The sequence below is a fragment of the Pseudoalteromonas sp. Of11M-6 genome, assembly GCF_022347905.1.
Lineage (GTDB): Bacteria > Pseudomonadota > Gammaproteobacteria > Enterobacterales > Alteromonadaceae > Pseudoalteromonas.
Window position 1 is genome coordinate 1 of the sequence record NZ_JAKRFW010000025.1, and the last position, 21,588, is coordinate 21,588.

The following is a 21,588-nucleotide window of genomic DNA, read 5'->3' on the forward strand; positions in this document are numbered from 1 at the left end:
ATTCATCCTGAAGAGGTGTTCCGGCTCGTCGTCCTGACTCGCGTTCAAAAAGCTGCGAAGCGATGCTTCGGTCTTTTTTCACCCAACTGAGCTAATGACCCGCTCAGAATCGAATTCGCAAGCTTATTAAGTGGTGGGTCATGATGGACTCGAACCATCGACCAATGGATTAAAAGTCCACTGCTCTACCAACTGAGCTAATGACCCGCTCAAAATCGAATTCGCAAGCTTATTAAGTGGTGGGTCATGATGGACTTGAACCATCGACCAATGGATTAAAAGTCCACTGCTCTACCAACTGAGCTAATGACCCGATCAAAATCGAATTCGCAAGCTTATAAGTGGTGGGTCATGATGGACTCGAACCATCGACCAATGGATTAAAAGTCCACTGCTCTACCAACTGAGCTAATGACCCGCTCAAACATGAATTCTAAAGCTTATAAGTGGTGGGTCATGATGGACTCGAACCATCGACCAATGGATTAAAAGTCCACTGCTCTACCAACTGAGCTAATGACCCACTTAACGCAGCAGTTTTTTGTTACCAATCGCCTGCTGCGGGCGCTTATAATACTTATTTAAATTTTGAGTGCAACTGAAATAGCTAGTTTTTTTCACTTTTTATGACTAAGCGCCTAATTTTAAGGCACTCAGCTCAAAAAGTGATAACTACATCTTCGCTAAACGCTCTGTTGCCAATTTTGCAGGCGTCGTACTTGGATACTCTTTAATCAATTTATTAAGGAGTGTCTTCGCTTCTGCTGCTTGTCCCTGTTTATGTAAAATAGTACCCAGCTTTAACATCGCTTCTGGACGTTTATTCGATTCAGGGAAATTATCAACAACGGTTGCGAAATGAGACTTAGCTTTACCATCGTCAGATTTTATTAAGAATAGCTGACCTAACCAGTAATGCGCGTTCGGCACATATACTGAGTTTGGATACTGCTGCAAGAAACTTTGAAACTCAGGGATCGCCGCATCGTAGCGTTTATCCTTCATTATCATGTTTACAGTACGGTCGTACGCTTCATTCTCTGATAGATTACTGCTAAATGCTTGTTCGGGCGTAACATCTGGCGTTACCGCAGCAGTTGTTTTTGACTGGTCGTAAGCTTGGCTAACGCGATTTTCAATCTCTTGATACAGCTCACGTTGACGTTGTAGCACTTTTTCAAGCTTATAGCTTTGCTCTTCCGTCACACCGCGTACTTGGCTTACTTCTTCTTGCAGCAGATTAAGTTGTTGCTGTAACTCAGCCTGTAGCAAATTGCGAGTTCTCATCATACTCTCAAGTTGAGAGACACGTTCTTCCAGTGTTTGATTTGAATTTGCAGCTTCTGAAACAGGAGCGGGAGCAGCCCAAACTTGGGCGCTCCCGCTCATGAGTAAGAATGCTGCCAAAATAGTATTCGGCTTCATAATAACTCTTTCTTAGTACACCAATACCGCGCGGCGGTTCTTAGCGAATGCTTCTTCTGTACGTGACTTCACCAAAGGTTTCTCTTCACCGTAGCTCACTACAGAAATTTGGCTGTCAGAAACACCAAGGCTTTGAAGGTACTTAGCTACTGCCTTACCACGGCTTTCACCTAGCGCGATGTTGTACTCAGGCGTACCACGCTCGTCTGCGTGACCTTCTACTAGTACTTTCACACTTGGGTTTTTCACTAGGAAATCAGCGTGCGCTTGAAGTAATTCGGCGTACTTACTCTGAATAGTAGATTTATCGAAATCGAAGTATACGATCTGTTCTTGACGTAGTGCTTCGTATTTCTCTCGTAGTTTTTCTTCTGCAGATTTCTCACGAGAAATAGTGTTTACGTCAACAGTGTTATTATCTTGATTGGTTGCCGCTTGATTGCTTTCGCTCGCCGCGCCCTCGTCAACACTTGAAGATGAGCTACATGCTGCAAGTGTCATCACTGGCAACGCGACCATTAAGGCTTTTAGAGTTTTGTTAAGTTGCATCGAGTATATTCCTATATCTTTATAAATCTAACCAGCAAAATTACTGTAAAAACGGCGACCAGGCTGGTGCCTTAACTTGGCCATCCAAGACAGGTAACCTTGCCTTAAAACGACCATCCATAGACACCAATGCCAATACCTGCTTATTATTGTGCAAGGTGCTGTATATTATCATCGAGCCATTTGGTGCAATACTCGGAGACTCATCTAATCTCGTACGAGTGAGAACTTGAAACAACCCGGAATCTAATTCTTTTTTCGCAATGTGGTAACGGCCAAGCGTGCGGTTAACCATAATCAGACGCTTTCCATCTGGTGTGATCGAACCTGCTAAGTTCATGTCGCCGTCGAACGTCACTCGCTTAGACCTACCAGTTTTTAAATTTAACTTATAAATCTGAGCATTACCACCCCTTTCAGATGTATACACAATTTCTTGACCGTTTGGGTGCCAAGAAGGCTCAGTATCTATACTACGGTGTCGAGTTAAGCGTGTTTCTTGACGAGTTTTAAGGTCAATTAGATAAACTTCTGTCGCACCACCTGAGTCCTTAGAGAGTACCGCAAGTAATTTAGTTCCATCAGGAGAAAACTGTGGCGCACCATTAATACCTGGGTGGCTAGTGATCAGTTCACGCTTTCCTGTATAGATATCTTGAATGTAAATTTGGGATTGGCGATTTTCAAAAGTCACGTACGCAAGTTTGTTTGCATCTGGCGACCAAGCAGGCGACATTAACGGCTCTTTTGAGCGCAATAACACCTGCTCGTTGTAACCATCATAATCGGCAACAACTAATTGGTATGGCTTATCCTGTCCGTCACGCACGATAATGTAGGCAATCTTAGTTCTAAATGCGCCTCGCTCACCTGTTAAAGCTTCATATACTACGTCGCTAATTTGGTGCGCGTAATTTCTAAAGCCTGTACTGCTAACAATACTTTGGCGTCCTTCAAGCACATGATCGTCGCTTTGCATTAAGCGACCATTCGACATTATGCGAGTTTCACCACCGGTCAGCTGTGCTCTGATCACGTCAATCAGTTCATACTTTACCAAGTAACGTCCAGCAGATTGCTGGGTCACGGTGCCTACAACTACCGCTTCAACCCCTGCATCGACCCATGCAGCGTAGTCGATTTCCGAGTCAGTTGTTGGTAATTGAGGCATGTCAGCCTCGGCAACAGGCTTAAATTTACCGCTGCGCATCAAGTCTGCAGAAATAACGTCACTTAAACTCGACGGCATTTCACCAGTGCCATTATATTTAAATGGTACAATTGCAATGGGTCTAGCACTGTCTACCCCTTCTGTTATCACAATTTCAAGTGCGGCTTGCGCAAACTGTGAAACACCCAGAGTAAAAACCAGCAATAAGGTTGTGAACTTCTTTAGCATGTTCGTCCTTTAAAAATTTGGTTTAATTGTTAAATTGATATTCTTAAGCTGTTCAAACACGTCTTTATCTTTAGAAACAGGTAAAGTATCTGCCATTTTCACAGCACGGATAGCGGCTTCACATACAAGCTTATCGCCACCCAATGACTCTACATGCGTCACAAGGCCATTAAAGGCAAGACGAATGTTTACTCGGCATTGTTTACCTTTCATTGTTTCATCAATAAGCAAGTTTGCTTGAATGCGTTGCATAATAAGCGCTTTAAACTTATCCACTTCGCTCAATACTTGCTGTTGACGGATCTTAGCTCTTGCTGCCTGCTCTTTGGCAAGCTGGTCACGCAGCATTTGTTCTTCAAGTGCCTTTTGACGTTGACGCTCCGCTTCTTCCGCTTTTCGTTTTTCCTCAGCTTCGCGACGTTTCCTCGCCTCTTCGGCCTTTCTTAAGCGATCTTCCTCAGCTTGGCGTTGGGCAGCAGCCTTTTTAGCAGCTTCTTCCGCAGCGGCTTTTTCAGCTCTCGCTTTATCAGCCTGCTCACGTTGCTTTTTCTCAATTTCGCGAGCGCGTTTAGCTTGCGCCTCAGCTTGGCGAGTCTCTTCCAACTTAGCTTGACGCTCTTGCTCCAGCTTTTTTATGCGCCGAGCTTCGGCTTCACGGTCTTTCCTAGCTTGCTGTGCTCGCTGTTCAAGATCGCGAATACGGCGATCTTCAGCAGCTTGCTTTTCTTCTTCACGCTTTTTTAAATCAGCAATCTTTTTCTCAACCGCTTGCTGATCAACCGACACTGCAGAAACCGCCCTTTCAGGCTTTTGATCTTTCTGCTGTGGATTTAAGGTGACTTCCATCACAGTAGGTGTTTCAACTTGAAAATTTGCCGTAGCAAATAGCAGACCGCCAATCGCGCCATGAAGCAATACTGACTTAACTACGCTGCTAGATAATGAACTCATTACTCATCCTCAAATGATTTAGTCATTAAGCCAACAGAAGGAACACCCGCTTTTTTCAAGAAGTCCATTAAATAGAGTACTTCTTGATATGACACTCTGCCTGAACCTTTGATCATCACAGGAGTATCTGGATTTTGTTCTAACTTTAGTTTAATCACCGCAGCTACTTCTACGGCATCCATCGGTGCTTCAGGATCGGTACCGACAGTAACAAAATAGCGACCTTCAGCATCAATGGTGGCAATAATCGGTGGCGAGTCTTTGGTTTCAACCAATTCAGACTCTTCCATCTGAGGTAAGTCTACTTTTACGCCGTGTTGGATAAGTGGAGCCGTTGCCATAAAAATGATTAACAGCACCAACATAACATCAATATAAGGAACGACGTTGATCTCCGCGACGGGACGACGTCTCTTACGCTGATACATTTTGTTTTGCCTCTACTTGTGTTGCAGCCTGACGATAAAGAATGTTAGCGAACTCTTCCATAAAGTTAATGTACTGAGTTTCTAGCTTTTCTACATTTTTGGCAAATCGGTTATACGCCATAACCGCTGGAATTGCCGCAAACAGACCCATGGCTGTTGCAATCAACGCCTCAGCAATACCTGGTGCAACCATTTGCAGTGTCGCTTGTTTCACTTCGCCAAGCGCGATGAAAGCATTCATGATCCCCCAAACAGTACCAAATAGACCGATATAAGGGCTGATAGAGCCAACTGTCGCTAAGAAAGAGAGGCTCGATTCTAACTTTTCAATTTCACGAGAAAGCGCGACACGCATTGAACGGTGAGTACCTTCAACAACAATCGAAGGAGATTGGATATTGCCTTTTTTATGCTTTGCAAATTCTTTAAAGCCGGATACAAATAACGCTTCTAACCCTGTTGCGCTACCAGCCCTTGCAGCTATTTCATTATAGAGTTTGCTAAGATCCATACCGGACCAAAATTTTTGCTCGAAATTCTTTGATTGGCTTTGGGCTTGAGAAATGACAGTTTTACGTTGAAAAATAATTGCCCAAGAAGCAATAGACAATCCCACCAGGGTCAACATTACAAGTTGTACCAAAAAACTGGCTTTTAAAATTAGATCGACAAAATTTAGTCCCGATTCCACGTTATTATACTCCCAAAAGTGTTTCGGCAATGGTAGCCATTTATATTCTTGCGCTCTACTGAGCAATATCTAGAGATAGACTAGATTTACTACCAAAAGGTTCAGCTAGTTTAACCACACTACAAATACCTTACAATCTCAATACTGCGAATTCATTGTATTTGACGATAAATAGAGCAAAACAGTGTAACTCCCTTTGCTTTACCCAAACTTAAGCAAATTCGGCAATCTCCATCACAGTCTCTAAATATGACCCAAAACTGCATAAAATAGGAGTTTTATGCACAAATAGAGAATAAAACCTCAAAAAACAGATTGGTCTTACCAATTAACAACAGATTATCTAATATTTACATTTTGCGCATTTAACATACAACCCCATATTTTACATGAACTTATACAAATACATCGCCACATTTAAGCTCACTTTTTAGCCTCAATAAAAATTCTGATATTAGTTTTTTTTATCTGAAAAAAGAATTTTTCTAGTTTGATGAAAAACCAAAACCTCTTTAATATACACCCTGTACTGAGCGAGCAGCTGAAGTTTCAGCAAAGCACAGTTACTTGCAATAGGATTCTGATTTTTCGTATTGCTTAGATGATGCATTTTGTGGATAAAACCCAAAGTAACTCATCTTGTTCCCTGGATTACTTCCTTCAACTTGTTGTTTTGCCCGCATTATTTGCGGGCTTTTTTTTGCCTGAAATTTGGTGCACGCCCCTTATTACTCTCCTCGTTTTCTTTAACACTCGATTATTTTGCGGTTTTTATTTAGCACTTGGTTTAAAGGACGAGGCAATCTACAAATAGTTTAAGCAACGTATAACACACAGGTAAATTACTTCAGCGGTAATGAATCTTGCTTGAATTGAGCTGATACAAAATTATGGATTTATGCAAACGTGATTTGCAAAACTCTAATGTAGAAATGAGATAGCCGAGTGAATACTCGGCTATGAAGAACAAAGGTGTTCGTTACCCAGTTTGGATTATTCTGGCTTGCTTAGCTCAAAATGCATATAGGCTTTATCAGAGACAATACGTCCTCTTGGCGTGCGTTGAATAAAGCCTTGTTGGATCAAAAATGGTTCTATCACATCTTCGATGGTTTCTTTTTCTTCTCCAATCGCCGCAGCAAGGTTATCAAGACCAACCGGGCCACCGGTAAACTTTTCTATGATTGCCAGCAGATATTTGCGATCCATATAATCGAAGCCACATTTATCAACATCGACCATATCCAGCGCCAAGTGTGCAATCTCTTCAGTGATAGAGCCATCGCCCTTCACTTCAGCAAAGTCTCTTACCCTGCGTAGTAAACGATTTGCTATTCGTGGTGTACCGCGCGCTCGACGCGCCACTTCAGTTGCACCCGACTCGCTGATCTCTAGATTTAAATGATGCGCTGAGCGCGTTACAATCGAAGACAAATCCGCAACCGAGTAAAACTCCAAGCGCTGCACAATACCAAAACGATCTCTTAATGGTGAGGTTAATGAGCCGGCACGTGTCGTTGCGCCAACCAAAGTAAAAGGCGGTAAATCCAGTTTAATCGAGCGTGCTGCAGGGCCTTCACCAATCATGATGTCCAATTGGTAGTCTTCCATAGCGGGATAGAGAATTTCTTCCACCTGAGGGCTTAAACGATGGATCTCATCAATAAATAACACATCCCCTTCTTCAAGGTTAGTGAGCAATGCGGCCAAGTCTCCCGCTTTTTCAAGCACAGGTCCCGAGGTGGTTTTTATATTAACCTCAAGCTCGTTTGCGACAATGTTCGCAAGCGTGGTTTTACCTAAACCCGGTGGACCAAATATCAGCAAGTGATCTAAGGCTTCCTGTCTTGAACGTGCCGCCGCTATAAAAATTTCCATTTGCTTTTTGACATGCGGCTGACCGGTATAATCATTTAGTAATTTAGGTCTAATCGCCCTATCAACTAAATCTTCATTACCTTGGATCTCAGGTTCAATTAATCTATCTGCTTCAATCATAGTTACATCATCGATTTAAGAGCGTCTTTAATGATACTCTCGGTCGTCATGCCTTCTCTGTTTACGGCTTTTACCGCTTTTTGTGCTTGAACTTGTTTATACCCTAATGCCATTAAGGCTGCAATCGCTTCATCTGCTGGGGTATCACTTACCGTCGGATGCTCTTGCGGCACAAGTACAGCGGCATCGCTAAACGGTGTGAGTAAGTCATTGCCAAAGTCTTTTAGCTTATCTTTCATTTCAAGCACTAAGCGCTCAGCGGTCTTCTTCCCAACTCCTGGGATCTTAACCAAAGTCGTTGCATCGCCATGATTCACGCAGCTAACAAATTGCTCTGCAGACATGCCCGACAAAATTGCAAGTCCGAGCTTTGGACCGACTCCGTTTGCTTTAATTAACGTGCGAAACAATGCACGTGCTATCTTGGTATTAAAACCAAACAGTAACTGCGCATCTTCACGCACTACAAAGTGAGTAAATACTGAAACCGGCTCGCCCACGCTCGGTAATTCATAAAAACAGGTCATTGGCATTTGTACCTCATAACCTATACCTGCAACATCAATTAATATCTCTGGTGGCTGCTTTTCTAACAGTGTTCCGCTTAATTTTCCTATCATCGTTATCTCAACCTTCCTCTTACGGTTTTACGCGCTGCGCCTGCCATTTTTATTAAGTTTTGCCTTGAGTGCGCGTGACAAATCGCCACCGCCAACGCATCTGCTGCATCAGCTTGGGGTGTGCCTGGCAATTTTAATATGCGCTTTACCATTTCCTGTACTTGGGCTTTGTCTGCACCACCGGTACCCGCAACGGCTTGTTTAACTTGCCTTGCCGAATATTCACTCACAACCACTGACTGCATGGTCGCTGCAACAATGGCCGCACCTCGCGCTTGACCAAGTTTTAAGGCTGAGCTTGGATTATGCGCAACGAACACTTGCTCAATCGCAAAGTCGCTCGGCGAAAACTGCTCTATGAGCTGTGTGATCCCTTGATAGATCATTTTTAATCGAGTGGGAAAGTCATGTTCACCAACTTTAATGCAACCGCTCCCCAAATATTGGAACTTTGCACCTTGGTGAGCAATCACACCATAGCCTGTAAATCTTGACCCCGGATCAATTCCTAAAATGACAGCCAAACGCATCGTCTCTTGGTTTTTTGGTTATAATGCCAAAATACTGTATAGATTACCAGTTATAAGCTAGTTCATCTGATCAAAAAAGGCGACCTAAGTCGCCTCTTTTACATCAGGTTGACGAACTTACTCGCCTTCACCTTGCTCTGTTAACTGCTTTTCTATTGAGATAGCAAGCTCTTTTAGCGCATCTGGGTTTGCAGGGCTTGGCGCATCAGTCATCAAGCACGACGCTTGCGTCGTTTTCGGGAACGCAATAACGTCACGGATGTTGTCAGTGCCACACAGTAGCATCACCAAACGGTCAAGACCGAATGCCAAACCTGCGTGCGGAGGCGTGCCATACTTCAGAGCATCGAGTAAGAAACCAAACTTCTCTTGCTGCTCAGACTCTTCAATACCTAGGATCCTGAACGCCGCCTGTTGCATTTCGTTGTTGTGAATACGAACCGATCCGCCACCGACTTCGTAGCCGTTAAGTACCATATCGTATGCATCTGAAAGTGTACCGGCTGGATTTTCTTCAAGTTCTGCAGCACTTACGCCTTTAGGCGCGGTAAACGGGTGGTGTACCGCGTGTAGGTTACCTTCGTCGTCTTCTTCGAACATCGGGAAGTCAACAACCCAAAGTGGTGCCCACTTAGTTAGATCAGTGATTTCTAAATCAAGACCAATCTTCAGACGTAGCGCGCCCATCGCTTCGTTTACAGTATTACGCTTGTCTGCGCCGAATAGAATAATGTCACCTGTGTTTGCGCCTGTGCGCTCAAGCAGTGCATTGATCACTTCTTCATTCAAGAACTTAGCGATTGGTGACTGTACGCCCTCGATACCCGCATCACGGTCGTTCACTTTCATCCAGGCAAGGCCTTTCGCACCGTAAATACCTACAAACTTAGTGTATTCATCGATTTGCTTACGTGAAAGTTGTGCGCCACCAGGTACTGATAGTACTGCAACACGACCTTTTTCGTCATTCGCAGGGCCACTTAGTACTTTAAATTCAACGTCTTTTACGATGTCTGCAACGTCGATAAGCTCAAGCGGGTTACGTAGGTCTGGTTTATCCGAACCATATTTGCTCATCGCTTCGCTGTATGGCATCACAGGGAACTCACCCAAATCCACATCTAGGAAAGACTGCCACATTTCACGGATCATTTTTTCTGTCACGCCACGAACTTGGTCTGAGCTCATAAATGACGTTTCGATATCTATCTGAGTGAACTCTGGCTGGCGATCGGCACGTAAGTCTTCATCACGGAAACACTTTACGATTTGATAGTAGCGGTCAAAACCAGACATCATTAGTAGCTGCTTAAATAGCTGCGGCGACTGCGGTAGCGCATAGAAACTGCCTTTGTGAACACGACTTGGTACTAGATAGTCGCGTGCACCTTCAGGTGTCGCTTTCGTTAGTACTGGCGTTTCAATGTCTAAGAATGCATTTTCATCCAAGAAACGACGCACGAAGCTACTCGCTTTAGCACGCATTTTAATGCGATCGCTCATTTCTAGACGACGTAGGTCTAAATAACGGTACTTAAGACGACGCTCTTCAGAGTTTTGCTGATTGAAGTCAAGCGGTAATGGTTCTGAACGGTTGATAATGGTTAAGCCAGTACCTAAGATCTCAACTTCACCCGTTGCCATGTCTTTGTTAACTTGGCTTTCAGGACGCGCACGGACAACACCTTTGATCTGAACACAGAACTCTTGGCGCAACGTATTCGCTTTATCCATTAAGCCTTCCACTTCAGGATCGAATACCACTTGCACAAGCCCTTCTCTATCTCTTAAATCGACAAAGATTAGGCCGCCAAGGTCACGACGTTTATTGATCCAACCACATAGTTCAACTTCCTGATCTACATGGCTCTTATTTAGTTTTCCGCAGTATATAGAGCGCATAAAATTCCTGTCAGTCCAGTTTGCTCTTACGACTAATCACTTCTCACCACACAATATGAATTCACAGTATTGGTAAGCCAGTCGCTAAGACTCATTTTCAATAACCGCCAATTATATAAAAATACGCTGCATTGTCATCCTCAATCTAAGGATCTGATACACTATTCACACATTTAATCGTTGTTTTGATCACTATGTTGTATCTGGGTTGCCCACAATGGAGTAGCGCACACTGGAAAGGTCGAGTATTTTCCAGCCATTGTAGTGCCACAAATATGCTCAAAGAGTATGGCCAAATTTTTAATAGCGTTGAAGGCAATACGACTTTTTATGCCGATCCAAATCCGCAGACCGTATTAAAATGGCTAGAACAAGTGCCCGATGACTTTCGCTTTACGTTTAAAATTCCTAAGCGTTTTAGTCATGAAATGGCACTTAGCCACTGCCAAGATGAATTATTGGCTTGGTGTAAAAACATGGCGCCGCTGTTTCCTAAATTAGGCGTGTTAATGCTGCAATTACCTGCACAGTTTGCGCCTGAACATATAAATAAAATGCGACAATTTTTATCTTGGTTGCCCAAAGCGCTAACTGTTGGTGTTGAAGTACGGCATTGGGACTTTTACCGCAAAGGCGATGCTGAGCGCAGATACAACCAATATTTAATCGAAAATAACTACAACCGCATCGTGATGGATACTCGCGCACTCTTCAGCGAGCCTGCCAGTACTCCTGCGATAGTAGATGCACAGCAAAAGAAGCCGCGATTACCTGTGCATGCAATTGCCACTGGAGACAGCCCTATTCTGCGATTTGTTGGTTGCTCTCAGCTTGAGTCTAATAGAGACTTTTATCAGCCTTGGTTAACTAAACTCAATCAATGGCTCAGCGAAGGTAAATCACCTTATGTGTTTTTCCATACCGCAGACAATTTTGATGCGCCATTTTTAGCGAGACAATTTATTGCAGATTTAGAGATACATCATCAAGTAAGCAATCCATTCCCCGCTGAAAAAGAAGCAAAGCAAGAGGCGCTGTTTTAATGTCCCATCCCTATTTTTTAAACTACTCAGAGCAAGTCCAGACTCAAGTCACTCAATTAATAGAGAGCAAGCGACTCAGTGCTTTTTTCAAAAGCCGCTATCCTGAAGCGCATCAAATCAAAAGCGATAAGCTACTTTACGAATATGTGGAAGGATTAAGACAGCAGTACTTAAAAAATACCCCACGGGTATCGCAGGCCAAGTTTGAAAAGCGCAACAATATGGTATTGAATGCGTTAGGAACCCATACGTTCAAAACCACACGACACGGGCAAAAACAAAAAACGTCGCACCAAATACACATCGCAGCACAGTTAAAACACGCACCCGAGGCAGTGCTACGAGCATTGGTTGTACACGAGCTAGCGCACTTTAAAGAGAAAGACCATAACAAGGCGTTTTACAAGCTTTGTCAGCATATGGAACCCCACTATCATCAACTTGAGCTAGAGCTACGGCTATTTATGCTGATGTGTGAAACAGAAGGCAACACCAATTACACTTAACTTAAGGGTAATTGGTGTTTTGAGAAATTAGCGTTTACAGCTTGGTGCAAAACCACCCGTACGCGCTTTGTTAGCGGTTGCTTGGGCAGTTGTCATGTTTGCTTGTAATTGCTTAATTCGATTTTCAGGCGCAGGGTGCGTCGACATAAATTCTGGTGGACGCTGTTCGCTCATTTTCGCCATATTTTGCCAAAGCGCAACCGAGCCTTCAGGGTTAAAGCCAGCCTTGGCCATTAGATCTAAGCCGATAACGTCCGCTTCGCTTTCATGAGAGCGGCTAAATGGCAGCGCGACACCATACTGCGCGCCAAGACCTAATCCCTGCATAATGGCATTGCGATATTCGATATTATTCATTTCAAGCACCGCCGCCCCTGCCTGCAGGCCAAACTGCAACACACTGTTTTGCGATACGCGCTCATTAGCGTGTTCAGCAATAACATGTCCTACTTCATGGCCCATCACCGCAGCAAGTTGATCTTGGTTTTCTGCAACTTTGAGAATCCCCGTATGAACCCCGATTTTGCCGCCGGGTAGTGCAAATGCATTAGCAGAGTCATCTTCAAATACCACAACTTCCCATTGCTGGTTTGCGTAGTTTGCTGGGAGTTGTGCTATTAAGGCATTTGCAATACACTTAACGTAGCGATTGGTTTTAGCATCAGTATCAACTTTTTGCTCTTGCTTCATTTGTTCAAAGCTTGCAACACCCATTTGGTCCATTTGCTGCTCGGAATAGAGTGCTAACTGAGTGCGTCCGGTAGGCGATGTTTTGCAGCCAGCAAGCGTTGCTGCCACAGCTATCGCGAGAACCAGTTTTTTCATAACTTGTTCCTTTTCTTATTTTATAACTTAAGTTTCTCTAAGTTTACCGCAATTTCGTCACTTAACGAGACTAACTTAGTACAATATAAAAAATTTTTCATGAACTTCTGCTGATCAGAACGCCGTCTTTTCGTTGCTCCACTCTAGTGCACCGAGTTCCATTTCCATATAAAGCGTCTCTGATTAGTGTATTTATTCTGCTTAACATTAACAAGGTAACAATACCAACATATGAAGTCATCAACACTCCCATCAATACTCTTGCCATTACTGGCTAGTATTGTCGCGATAACGCCTTTGGCTATCGACTTGTATCTCCCCGCGATGCTTGCGATTGCAGACAGCTTGAATAGCCCGCTTGAGCAAGTACAGGTTTCTCTTAGTAGCTATTTAGCAGGTTATGCTGTCGGCATGATGGTGTTTGGCCCCCTTGCAGATAGATTCTCAAGACAGACGTTAGCTATTTGGGGCTTGGTCGGCTTTACCGCATCGTCAATTGGGCTTGCGCTAACTAATGACATCGATATGTTTTGCTTCTTACGTGTTGTTCAAGCATTTTGTGGTGCCGCAGCGACTGTCGTTGTACCAGGTGTGATCCGCTATTATTACAAAGAACACACAGCCAAAGGGATGTCTTATGTTTCGATGATCATGATGATCGCGCCACTTATTGCTCCCTCTCTTGGTGCGTTGATCTTGTTGTACTTTGATTGGCACGCCATTTTTTGGTTCTTAGCGGTTTATGCGGTACTGGTTATCATCGCATTACAGTTTTTCTGTATTGCAATTCCAACCAAAGCCGATGTACCGCTTAGCTTATCGTTTTTCTTAAAAAACTACCGTATTGTATTAACACAAAAGAAGGCCCGCTACGATATTCTTTCTTCGATGCTGGCATCATTCGCATTCTTTTGCTTTTTAACCTCAGTTTCGTTTATCTATCTTGAATATTATGGTGTGTCGGAGCAGCTTTTTGGAGTGTTATTCGCCATGAATGTGATTGCATTGATGCTCGGTAACTTTGCCAACACGCGTTTAGTGCCAAGGCTTGGTTCTAGGAAAATGCTCAATATCGGTCTTACTATTGGTATCGTCTTCGCGACACTACTGGTCATACTCAGCAGCCAATCAGTCTCGGTTTGGGTGCTAGCTTCTGCCATTGCACCTTTGATGATGAGTTTGGGGATCATTGCCAGCAACGCTGATGCGCTGATATTACTGGGCTTTGAGCATCAAACCGGTACCGCTACCGCGGTGATAGGCACGCTACGATTTGGTAGCGGCGCTTTGGTCGGCCCCTTACTTGCACTCGCGGTTCCTGAGTCACCTTTGCCGTTCTCAAGCTTTATGTTCGCTGCCATTGTGTTGACTATCGTCTGCCAATTGTTAAATAGGCGTTTTGAGAAAAGTCTCAACGCCACAGAAATCAAAGAGTAAATCACAAAAAGCCCCGACTTGCGGGGCTTTTCTCTAAAATCGTTATTATATCAGGTTAATTTAGCTCTTTATCTTTCCAGAACTTAGTGCCTTTTACTGTTGCTTGCAGTGCCAAACCACTTTCAGTAAAGGTGTACACAGTAACATCACCATAATAGGCTTCGCCTTCTACCGACGCACCTTTTTTAGCGGCTTTCGCTGCAGCATCTGCATTTCCGCCAAACGTCCAGCCTGAAGTAACAAACTTATTCATTGCTTCAGGAGTATGGAATACCATCACAATACGATAATCTTTTACACCTAGACCAAGGCCTACACCACCTTCAGCCATATTCATATAGGTGTTACTTCCTACCGTATTATCGTGTACGACACCGTAACCTGTTCCAGCTGCAACAAATAGCAGATTAATATTGGCATTAGAAAAAACAGCATAGCCCGGCGCTGCCGCAATTTGCGAACGCGTATCTGGCTTTTTGCTGTAGAGCTGAGTAAGTACATCGTTTTTCATATCTAGGATGGCACGTTGCTTTTCAACCTTGTCACCATCGCCCATTGAAGCACATGCACTAAGCATGACGGCCAAAAAGCCAGCCATTAAATGTTTAACGTTTACCATAGGTTTTTCCTTTCCTGCATTAATTGAAAATAACATTACCTATCATAGACGCTTAGTTTGAATACTGGATTAATTTAGAGGTATGTTTCGAGTCTTGCCAAACCAGCGGCAAAGTTACGCTTACCCGTTCCTAAACGGAAGTGGCACTCGCTCTCCAATAGAAATAACTTTGCGGGTAACAATAGCGTGTTCGAGGTCTCTGCAAATTGACGTGACCACTTTTCAGAATCCCTTACTGAATTAATCTTCAGTAATGACAACACACCGCCATGCGGCTCTACCCAAGTTACTTTTTGCGAGTATAAACTGACAAATTCACGCATCAATTGGACGTTGTTTGCAATGATTTTCACATTATACGCTAAGATAGTTTCACTATGCAGTAATGCGGTCGTCGCCAATAAATCATCCACTTTACTGCCACAAATGCTTAAGTAGCTTTTACCGGCCAACAGCGCATCTGCTAGTGCTTTCGAACCGCAAATTGCCCACCCTACTCGGATGCCAGGCAAGCCCATACTTTTGGATAATACGCCTAACGTAATCGACCGCGGATAAGCCGAAAAACGCCCACCTGCGGCGCGGTCATCGCCATGGCTCTGTGCTGATACTTCATCACTTAATATGTAAGCACCACACTGCTCTGCCAGTTGTTGTATTTGTCCAACTTCATTGTCAGTCAAGCCTGCGCCCGTTGGATTATGAGGAGCATTAACGATAATGAGTTTGGTTTTTGTCGTCACTGCGTTTTTGAGTCTTTCTATATCAACCTGCCAGTTGTCCTCTTCTCGCAATGCCACCGTGTTGACGATAGCGCCAAACTGTTTGGGAAGTGTTGCAAGCGATGGGTAACTTGGCGTACAGACCACCACCTCATCTTGTGGGTCTAGTAATTGCGCCATCGTAGTGAAAATAGCTTCTTGAGCACCGCTAAATGACACGATTTGATTAAGATCCACACATGCCGTCGTCGGCAGATGATAAGCTTTAATCGCCGCTTTTAGCCCTTCACTGCCCGCAATCGGATTGTAACCCAGTTCAATGTCTGGCATTTTACCGCCACCAAGCTCAATAAGTTCACCAAGCGTCACACCTTGAGCGCAGGAATCACTCAAGTTGATGTCGATGGGAGTAGCCAAGCTTTGACTAAACTTAATGTGATCGGGTAATACTAATTCCATTCTCTAACCTAAAAAGTCATGCCAGCACTTTGGCTGGCATGTGTATCAACGACTATTTAAGACGCCATAGCGTAAGTTGGCATCGCTCTAGTTCAACTTTACGTGCGTTTTTGCTTATGGCGGACATTACTTCATCTTCAGCCAACAGTTCAAAATCTCGTCCCAGTAAAATTTCTAAACCATCACGGCCCGTGACGTTCTCACCACTGACCTTATAACCGCCCAACCAGTTTTGTGCTTGGGTTAGCGCTTTGTCCCACTGATAGGCTGAGCTTATCGCAAGGATCCCGCCTGCATTCAAGCGCGATTTAATTTGGTTTAAAAAGGTTTTTGGTGAATATAAGTATTCCACAACACGATGACACAAGATTAAGTCATACTCGGCGAATTGTGGTTTAAGGTTATGCCCATCCCCTTGGCAGAAATGGATACGCTCACTGAGTTCATTAAAACCTAATTGCGAAGTAGACACTTCGTGGAAGTCCACAATTTCACCTTCAATCTCGGTAGCAAAGCGTACCGGCGTGCCTTCTTTTAAGGCCAACGCGTGTTGAATATTGCGCGCAGTAAAATCAATGCCATCTACTTGAGTAAAGTGTTTCGCTAATTCAAAACTTGCACGACCGACCGAGCAACCCAAATCCAGCGCTTTATCTGTATTACCTTGATAATGCACCATTAGCTGTGAAACAACACTTTGCAATGGATTGCCAAAATGCATAACAGGCTTGCCGTAGTGGCTATGTAGCGCATTGGCAACGTCCGCATCCATTTCGCACAAGTTGACCTTTTGCACTGGCACTTGTGGGCTCTCACTTTCGATGTATCTGAATCCTGCATGTTGGAAGAAGTGGCGTCTAAAGGCATAACGAGAGTCTCGCACGGCTTCGTTACCTGTAGAAATCCAAGAACCACCTTTTATCAGATTATGTTTACCGTCAAAAATGGGAGTCGAGAAATCATCGTATAATGGATGCACTTTAAAGCCGCTGTATGCGTCGATCGGACTTTCCGTCCATTGCCAAACATTGCCGATGATGTCGAATAAACCTTCAGTTTCAAAACGGTTAACCGGACAGCTTGAAGCACATACCTCAAGGTTGATGTTTCCCGGCGCTTCGCTCCATGTCGGCAAGTCAACATCGAGCTTATCGCGCAGTACTTGCCACTCTGCTTCTGTTGGTAAGCGTACAAAGTGCTCACTTTGCTCAGACTTCCAGTTACAAAAAGCCTTCGCTTCAAGGTAATTAACCTCAACTGGCCAATTGAGTGGTAATGGAATTTCCTCGGCTAAATTTCGTTGCCAAAAGCCTGTGTCTTTCTTTATCCAAAAGCGCGGCATGGTTGATTTAGTTGAAGCCAACCAAGCTTGACCTTCAGCCGTCCAAAACTCAGGCTGATTGTAGCCACCAGCTTCGACAAAGGTTAAAAACTCTTGGTTTGAAACCACATATTTACTGGCCTTGAATGGTGCCACTTTGACGTCTTGTACACCATATTCGTTATCCCAACCGTAGGTTTGATTTGATTCAGGTTTACCGAGGCGAACATCATAACCGCTTACTGAGATTAGGTTGTTGTCAGGTGCATCACCGTACTCATCACACGCTTCCCAACCGGGTTGTAAAGTCAAGTCAGCCAGCGGCAGCATCCGCATTATTACAGAAGAGGTTTCTAGGTGGATACGTTCGTGTTCAATCCCCATTAGGACAACCCACGCAAGGCTATCTTGAGTGATTGGTAGGGTAATATCCATCTCATCGATTAACCCGTTAATAAGTGCATTCACTTGTTGGCGATAAGCACGCACTTCTGGCACTGTTGGCCAATCGTAATTATTGCTATCAAGGTCATCCCAAGACATTTCGTCTACGCCAACTGCACAGGTAGATTCAATGTGTGGATTAACGCGTTGAGTGATATATTTCCCTAACATCAACTTATTAACGTAAAAACAAGCGGTATGACCGAAATAGAAAATGAGCGGATGCCGTAACCGCTCTGCCTTCACAAAATAGGCGTCGTCATTGTTGATATTGCTAAATAATGATTCGTACTGCTGCCAGCTATTGTTGAAGTATGCTTTGATCTCAGCGCGCTTTTTCTCCACGTCGCCACCTGAAAGCCAGATTGGCTTTAATGTATTTGGTCTTTCCATACAATTATCTTCTTTAAACTTGCTACTTCGATACATACACCATTTCAATGCATGCAGCTTTTAAACTTTGCTCACTTTGCCACTTAATGCCAATGGCATCTTGCTGTATACGTTTGATAATCTAGCTTAGACCACTGATATCAACTTTTTATGACCTTAACTTATTCACATTTAATTTTCACTGCCGACAAGACTATTTTCGGAAAAAACTTCACTTGGTACATCTGGCATATGTGATAAAAATAAAAAGAGCGCAACTTAGGTCACGCTCTTTTGGCAGCCGGGCTGCATCACAATGAAATTTACGCGACCACGGGCTCTAAAGACTCAGCTGAGCTGGACTCCAATGTCAAAAATACCATCACCATGATATTGGCGATAAACCACAAGTCTTTAATCACAAATTGTCCCAAGCCACCCAGCAAGCTCATGTCGCTAAACGCACCGGCTGCGGTAAACAGAAAGCTTTGCGTCATAACAAATACCGCTAGACACCCAAGGCTTGCAACACTAATCAAGACTCGCTGTTTGAACCAAATGCCAATGCCAAGCAAGCCTGCCATCAAAATGTCATAGGCGCCTATCACGTTTGAAGCTTCTTGCACGGAAAACAAGTCATACATCCAAGACATAAACGGTGAAGTTTCTACTAGCGGCACGATTGCCTTTGCCTCAAGTTCGAGAAATTTCATTCCACCGATCCAGACTAAAACCAATGCCACCGGGAAATAGTTCGCCCACACTAGCGTTCGCGTGTTGGTATGATGACGACAGTATAGAAATAGTGCGATGGGTACTAACGCAAAATACTTGATGATCCCTTGCCCAGAACCAATAACGGGAAAGCCGCCATGAGCTGCTATCCAGCGGTTTTCGGCAAACAACGTCAACAAAGTAAATAAACTAATGATGGCGATTAAGGCAAGCGGCCACGCCGCAGGAATAATCTTACATTGCTGTAAAATGACTAGACCCGCGGCAACCATTAACGCAAAGCCAAATACAATGCCAAGTGTGGCAACAGGCACCCACTCTGTTAACCCGTAAAAGCTAAAGGTACCAGAAATGGTACTTGGCCCAGCGCCAAACAAAAATGAAATGCCAAGCAGTAATAAGCTCACTGCTAACACGCCTGAAATAGAATAATCGATAGTTCTAAACGACATATCTAACCTCTTAATATGCTATTGTCTATAAGACCCGAGGTTTTAGAAAGTTCATTCAGCGTTTGTGAAGTTTATACCCATTGCAAGGTATACTAAGTAGTTAGGTCCACAACCCAGTTCAATGCCAGTGCGTCGCAAAGTCAATGAGTCGCGTTAATATTGGGCTTTGAAATTTATCTTTACGCGTCACCAACCAAAACTGCCTCGGTGCGGCTTTTAAACCTGAAAGCGCCTTAATTCGTTGCTGTGCTATGGCATGTTCAGCGGAGTATTTTGAGATACACGCTAAACCGAGCCCTGCCGCCACACCATTTATAATCGCCTCGGTGGAATTTAACTCAAACGCGATTCGCCACGACGTAAGCTGCGCTGCAATATTTGCTAAGAAAAATTCTCGACTGCCGGAGCCTTGTTCCCGCAACAACCAACGAGATTGACTTTGTATCAGCGTTTGAAAGTCAGTTACCGCAAAGTCCATTGCACTCACGATACACATTTCATCTTCAAACCAAGGCATGATGTCTAAACCTTCGCCTATCACTCGGCCTTCAACAAAACCAATGTCTAATTCGTAGTCACGAAGCATAGCGCACACTTTCGCCGTATTGGTGATAAACAACTGCTGCTGCGTATGCCCTGTTTGCTGCTGAAAAGCCGCTAGCATGGGAGGCAGCAAATGATTGCCTAAGGTATCGCTGGCACCAATTTTAATTTCGCCATATAGCCTCTCGCTTTCTTTAAATAGGGACTCTAAGAAGCGACATCTATCTAGCACTTGATGCGCATGCGGTAGTAATAACTCTCCGGCTGGATTTATCATTAATCGATTATTTACACGATCGAATAATGGTTGTTCGAGGTGACGCTCTAACTCCGCCAGAGCCATGCTAACAGCAGCCTTAGTTAAACATAGCTTATCCGCTGCAGCCGTGATCGAACGCTCTTGCACGATTACCGTAAATACATTGAGTTGCTTAAGGGTTACCATTGACGTTAAGATTTACTGAACACTAATTTAAATATATTCAGATATTCTTAATTAAAGCGCAAGCGTATTATTCCCTCATCGAACAATTATTGTGAAATTACGCATGGCTACTCTTCATTCTTACAGTAAAAAACTCACCGCCAATATCCCCACCCCGATGTCTGGTCTTGCTCTTGGGCTGGCTAGTTTAGGCTGGTGTATCAGTAACCTGTTTCCCGCATTTTTTGTGTTAAAACCTTTAAGTGCACTGCTGGCTGGCTTTATTTTATTGCTGTTAGTGCTTAAGTTTATTTATCAACCTGCTCAATTAAGAGCAGATCTCGCGCATCCAGTGGTTGGGAGTGTATTACCAACCAGCGCCATGACAATCATGGTTATTTCTCATAGCATCGCGGCCTATTCTCACCTTATTGCAACTGTGGTTTGGCTACTTGCTATTGCAGTTCATCTGGGTTTGCTAGCCAGCTTTGTGTATTTTCGCAGCCGCAATTTTGAGCTTAACCAGCTTGTGCCAAGTTGGTTTATTCCCCCAGTGGGGTTTGTCGTTGCCGATGTCACCTTTAACGGCATGTCAGCGTTGCAACCATTGGCGATGGGGCTTTGGTACTTGGGAGTGATATTTTACTTACTGCTGCTACCGTTCATGATTTACCGTTTATGTAGAGGCAGTGCCATACCACAGCAAACCCAGCCCACAATTGCAGTCATGGCAGCGCCTGCGAGTCTATGTTTAGCAGGATATTTAAGTGTCCATCCAATGCCAGCGGCTGGCGTGGTGTTTGCCCTACTGAGCGTCGCTATTATTATGACCCTAGCGATATACCTTGCTTTTATTCAGCTGCTGCGGCTGCCATTTAGTCCTGCCTTTGCGGCATATACCTTTCCATTAGTCATCGGCGTCACCGCCATTAGTAAAGTCGTCACTTGGCTAAGCAGCGAACACTTAAGCCCAGGCTGGTTAAGTGTGTTGCAATACCTAGTTTGGCTTGAACTTGTCGTTGCGATCGCAGTAATTAGCCACGTTTGTATTCACTATGCGCGATTCTTACTAAAAATAAGCACTGCCAATTCAGAGAGTTAAAGCTAATATTGCAATAACCTAAACACACACCATTTACTTAGCATGCTAACTAATCTAGAATACTTAGCATGCTAAGTAAATATATCTTAAG

At 43.9% G+C, this 21,588-nt stretch carries 20 protein-coding genes and 4 tRNA genes; 4 read left to right on the forward strand and 20 right to left on the reverse strand.

The window, feature by feature from the left end; all coding sequences use genetic code 11:
* Nucleotides 1–131: 131 nt before the first annotated feature.
* From MHN32_RS13205 to aspS, 14 genes are all read right to left on the reverse strand, one after another.
* A tRNA-Lys gene (locus tag MHN32_RS13205) sits at nt 132–207 on the reverse strand.
* A gap of 30 nt (nt 208–237) precedes the next feature.
* Nucleotides 238–313: transfer RNA gene (locus tag MHN32_RS13210), tRNA-Lys, on the reverse strand.
* 29 nt (nt 314–342) lie between these two features.
* Nucleotides 343–418, reverse strand: a tRNA-Lys gene (locus MHN32_RS13215).
* Between the two features lie 29 nt (nt 419–447).
* A tRNA-Lys gene (locus MHN32_RS13220) sits at nt 448–523 on the reverse strand.
* 149 nt (nt 524–672) lie between these two features.
* Entirely contained in the window at nt 673–1,425 is a 753-nt protein-coding gene (gene ybgF, locus MHN32_RS13225; protein ID WP_130163846.1) for a tol-pal system protein YbgF, read from the reverse strand.
* Nucleotides 1,426–1,437: 12 nt separating this feature from the next.
* Nucleotides 1,438–1,974, reverse strand: coding sequence for a peptidoglycan-associated lipoprotein Pal (gene pal, locus MHN32_RS13230; RefSeq protein WP_010605122.1), 537 nt, complete (start codon nt 1,972–1,974; stop codon nt 1,438–1,440).
* A 40-nt stretch (nt 1,975–2,014) separates the two neighbouring features.
* Nucleotides 2,015–3,373 carry a Tol-Pal system beta propeller repeat protein TolB gene (tolB, locus tag MHN32_RS13235; protein ID WP_010605123.1) on the reverse strand — a complete coding sequence of 453 codons (1,359 nt, stop codon included), beginning with the start codon at nt 3,371–3,373 and terminating at the stop codon, nt 2,015–2,017.
* A gap of 9 nt (nt 3,374–3,382) precedes the next feature.
* Nucleotides 3,383–4,324 (reverse strand): cell envelope integrity protein TolA, encoded by a 942-nt coding sequence (gene tolA / locus MHN32_RS13240; protein WP_010605124.1) that lies wholly within the window; start codon nt 4,322–4,324, stop codon nt 3,383–3,385.
* Nucleotides 4,324–4,752, reverse strand: coding sequence for a protein TolR (tolR, locus tag MHN32_RS13245; protein ID WP_010377593.1), 429 nt, complete (start codon nt 4,750–4,752; stop codon nt 4,324–4,326). Before tolR ends, tolA begins: the two co-directional genes overlap by 1 nt.
* A complete protein-coding gene (gene tolQ / locus MHN32_RS13250) occupies nt 4,739–5,443 on the reverse strand; it encodes a protein TolQ (protein WP_010605125.1) in 705 nt (234 codons plus the stop codon). The genes tolR and tolQ overlap by 14 nt, the downstream gene beginning before the upstream one ends.
* 993 nt (nt 5,444–6,436) lie before the next feature.
* The gene (gene ruvB, locus MHN32_RS13255; RefSeq protein WP_010605126.1) at nt 6,437–7,441 is read right to left on the reverse strand and encodes a Holliday junction branch migration DNA helicase RuvB; all 1,005 of its coding nucleotides are present in this window, start codon (nt 7,439–7,441) and stop codon (nt 6,437–6,439) included.
* Nucleotides 7,442–7,443: 2 nt separating this feature from the next.
* Entirely contained in the window at nt 7,444–8,061 is a 618-nt protein-coding gene (gene ruvA, locus MHN32_RS13260; RefSeq protein WP_239421975.1) for a Holliday junction branch migration protein RuvA, read from the reverse strand.
* Between the two features lie 2 nt (nt 8,062–8,063).
* Nucleotides 8,064–8,585 (reverse strand): crossover junction endodeoxyribonuclease RuvC, encoded by a 522-nt coding sequence (gene ruvC, locus MHN32_RS13265; protein WP_010605128.1) that lies wholly within the window; start codon nt 8,583–8,585, stop codon nt 8,064–8,066.
* Between the two features lie 123 nt (nt 8,586–8,708).
* Complete coding sequence (gene aspS / locus MHN32_RS13270; RefSeq protein WP_239421977.1) at nt 8,709–10,493, reverse strand: aspartate--tRNA ligase; 1,785 nt, start codon at nt 10,491–10,493, stop codon at nt 8,709–8,711.
* Between the two features lie 194 nt (nt 10,494–10,687).
* Here aspS and MHN32_RS13275 point away from each other — a divergent pair, with 194 nt between their 5' ends.
* Together MHN32_RS13275 and MHN32_RS13280 are read left to right on the forward strand one after the other, a co-directional pair.
* A complete protein-coding gene (locus tag MHN32_RS13275) occupies nt 10,688–11,536 on the forward strand; it encodes a DUF72 domain-containing protein (RefSeq protein ID WP_158299115.1) in 849 nt (282 codons plus the stop codon).
* The gene (locus MHN32_RS13280; RefSeq protein ID WP_010605132.1) at nt 11,536–12,042 is read left to right on the forward strand and encodes a YgjP-like metallopeptidase domain-containing protein; all 507 of its coding nucleotides are present in this window, start codon (nt 11,536–11,538) and stop codon (nt 12,040–12,042) included. The genes MHN32_RS13275 and MHN32_RS13280 overlap by 1 nt, the downstream gene beginning before the upstream one ends.
* A 27-nt stretch (nt 12,043–12,069) precedes the next feature.
* Here the strand turns inward: MHN32_RS13280 and MHN32_RS13285 are convergent, their stop codons facing one another.
* A complete protein-coding gene (locus MHN32_RS13285) occupies nt 12,070–12,867 on the reverse strand; it encodes a M48 family metallopeptidase (protein WP_010377574.1) in 798 nt (265 codons plus the stop codon).
* Nucleotides 12,868–13,098: 231 nt separating this feature from the next.
* Between MHN32_RS13285 and MHN32_RS13290 the strand changes: the two genes are divergently transcribed.
* A complete protein-coding gene (locus MHN32_RS13290) occupies nt 13,099–14,304 on the forward strand; it encodes a Bcr/CflA family multidrug efflux MFS transporter (protein WP_239421978.1) in 1,206 nt (401 codons plus the stop codon).
* Nucleotides 14,305–14,359: 55 nt separating this feature from the next.
* Here the strand turns inward: MHN32_RS13290 and MHN32_RS13295 are convergent, their stop codons facing one another.
* The 5 genes from MHN32_RS13295 to MHN32_RS13315 form a co-directional block, all read right to left on the reverse strand.
* Complete coding sequence (locus tag MHN32_RS13295; RefSeq protein ID WP_010605134.1) at nt 14,360–14,923, reverse strand: YSC84-related protein; 564 nt, start codon at nt 14,921–14,923, stop codon at nt 14,360–14,362.
* Between the two features lie 74 nt (nt 14,924–14,997).
* Nucleotides 14,998–16,104, reverse strand: coding sequence for an aminotransferase class I/II-fold pyridoxal phosphate-dependent enzyme (locus tag MHN32_RS13300; protein ID WP_239421979.1), 1,107 nt, complete (start codon nt 16,102–16,104; stop codon nt 14,998–15,000).
* Nucleotides 16,105–16,156: 52 nt separating this feature from the next.
* The gene (gene ovoA, locus MHN32_RS13305) at nt 16,157–18,262 is read right to left on the reverse strand and encodes a 5-histidylcysteine sulfoxide synthase (RefSeq protein WP_239421980.1); all 2,106 of its coding nucleotides are present in this window, start codon (nt 18,260–18,262) and stop codon (nt 16,157–16,159) included.
* Between the two features lie 302 nt (nt 18,263–18,564).
* Nucleotides 18,565–19,428, reverse strand: a complete 864-nt coding sequence (locus MHN32_RS13310) for a DUF417 family protein (RefSeq protein ID WP_102057041.1) — start codon at nt 19,426–19,428, stop codon at nt 18,565–18,567.
* 118 nt (nt 19,429–19,546) lie between these two features.
* Nucleotides 19,547–20,416, reverse strand: a complete 870-nt coding sequence (locus MHN32_RS13315; protein WP_239421981.1) for a LysR family transcriptional regulator — start codon at nt 20,414–20,416, stop codon at nt 19,547–19,549.
* Between the two features lie 103 nt (nt 20,417–20,519).
* On the opposite strand from MHN32_RS13315, the gene MHN32_RS13320 reads away from it, so the two are divergent.
* Nucleotides 20,520–21,497 (forward strand): TDT family transporter, encoded by a 978-nt coding sequence (locus MHN32_RS13320; protein ID WP_239421982.1) that lies wholly within the window; start codon nt 20,520–20,522, stop codon nt 21,495–21,497.
* The last annotated feature ends 91 nt before the right edge of the window (nt 21,498–21,588 follow it).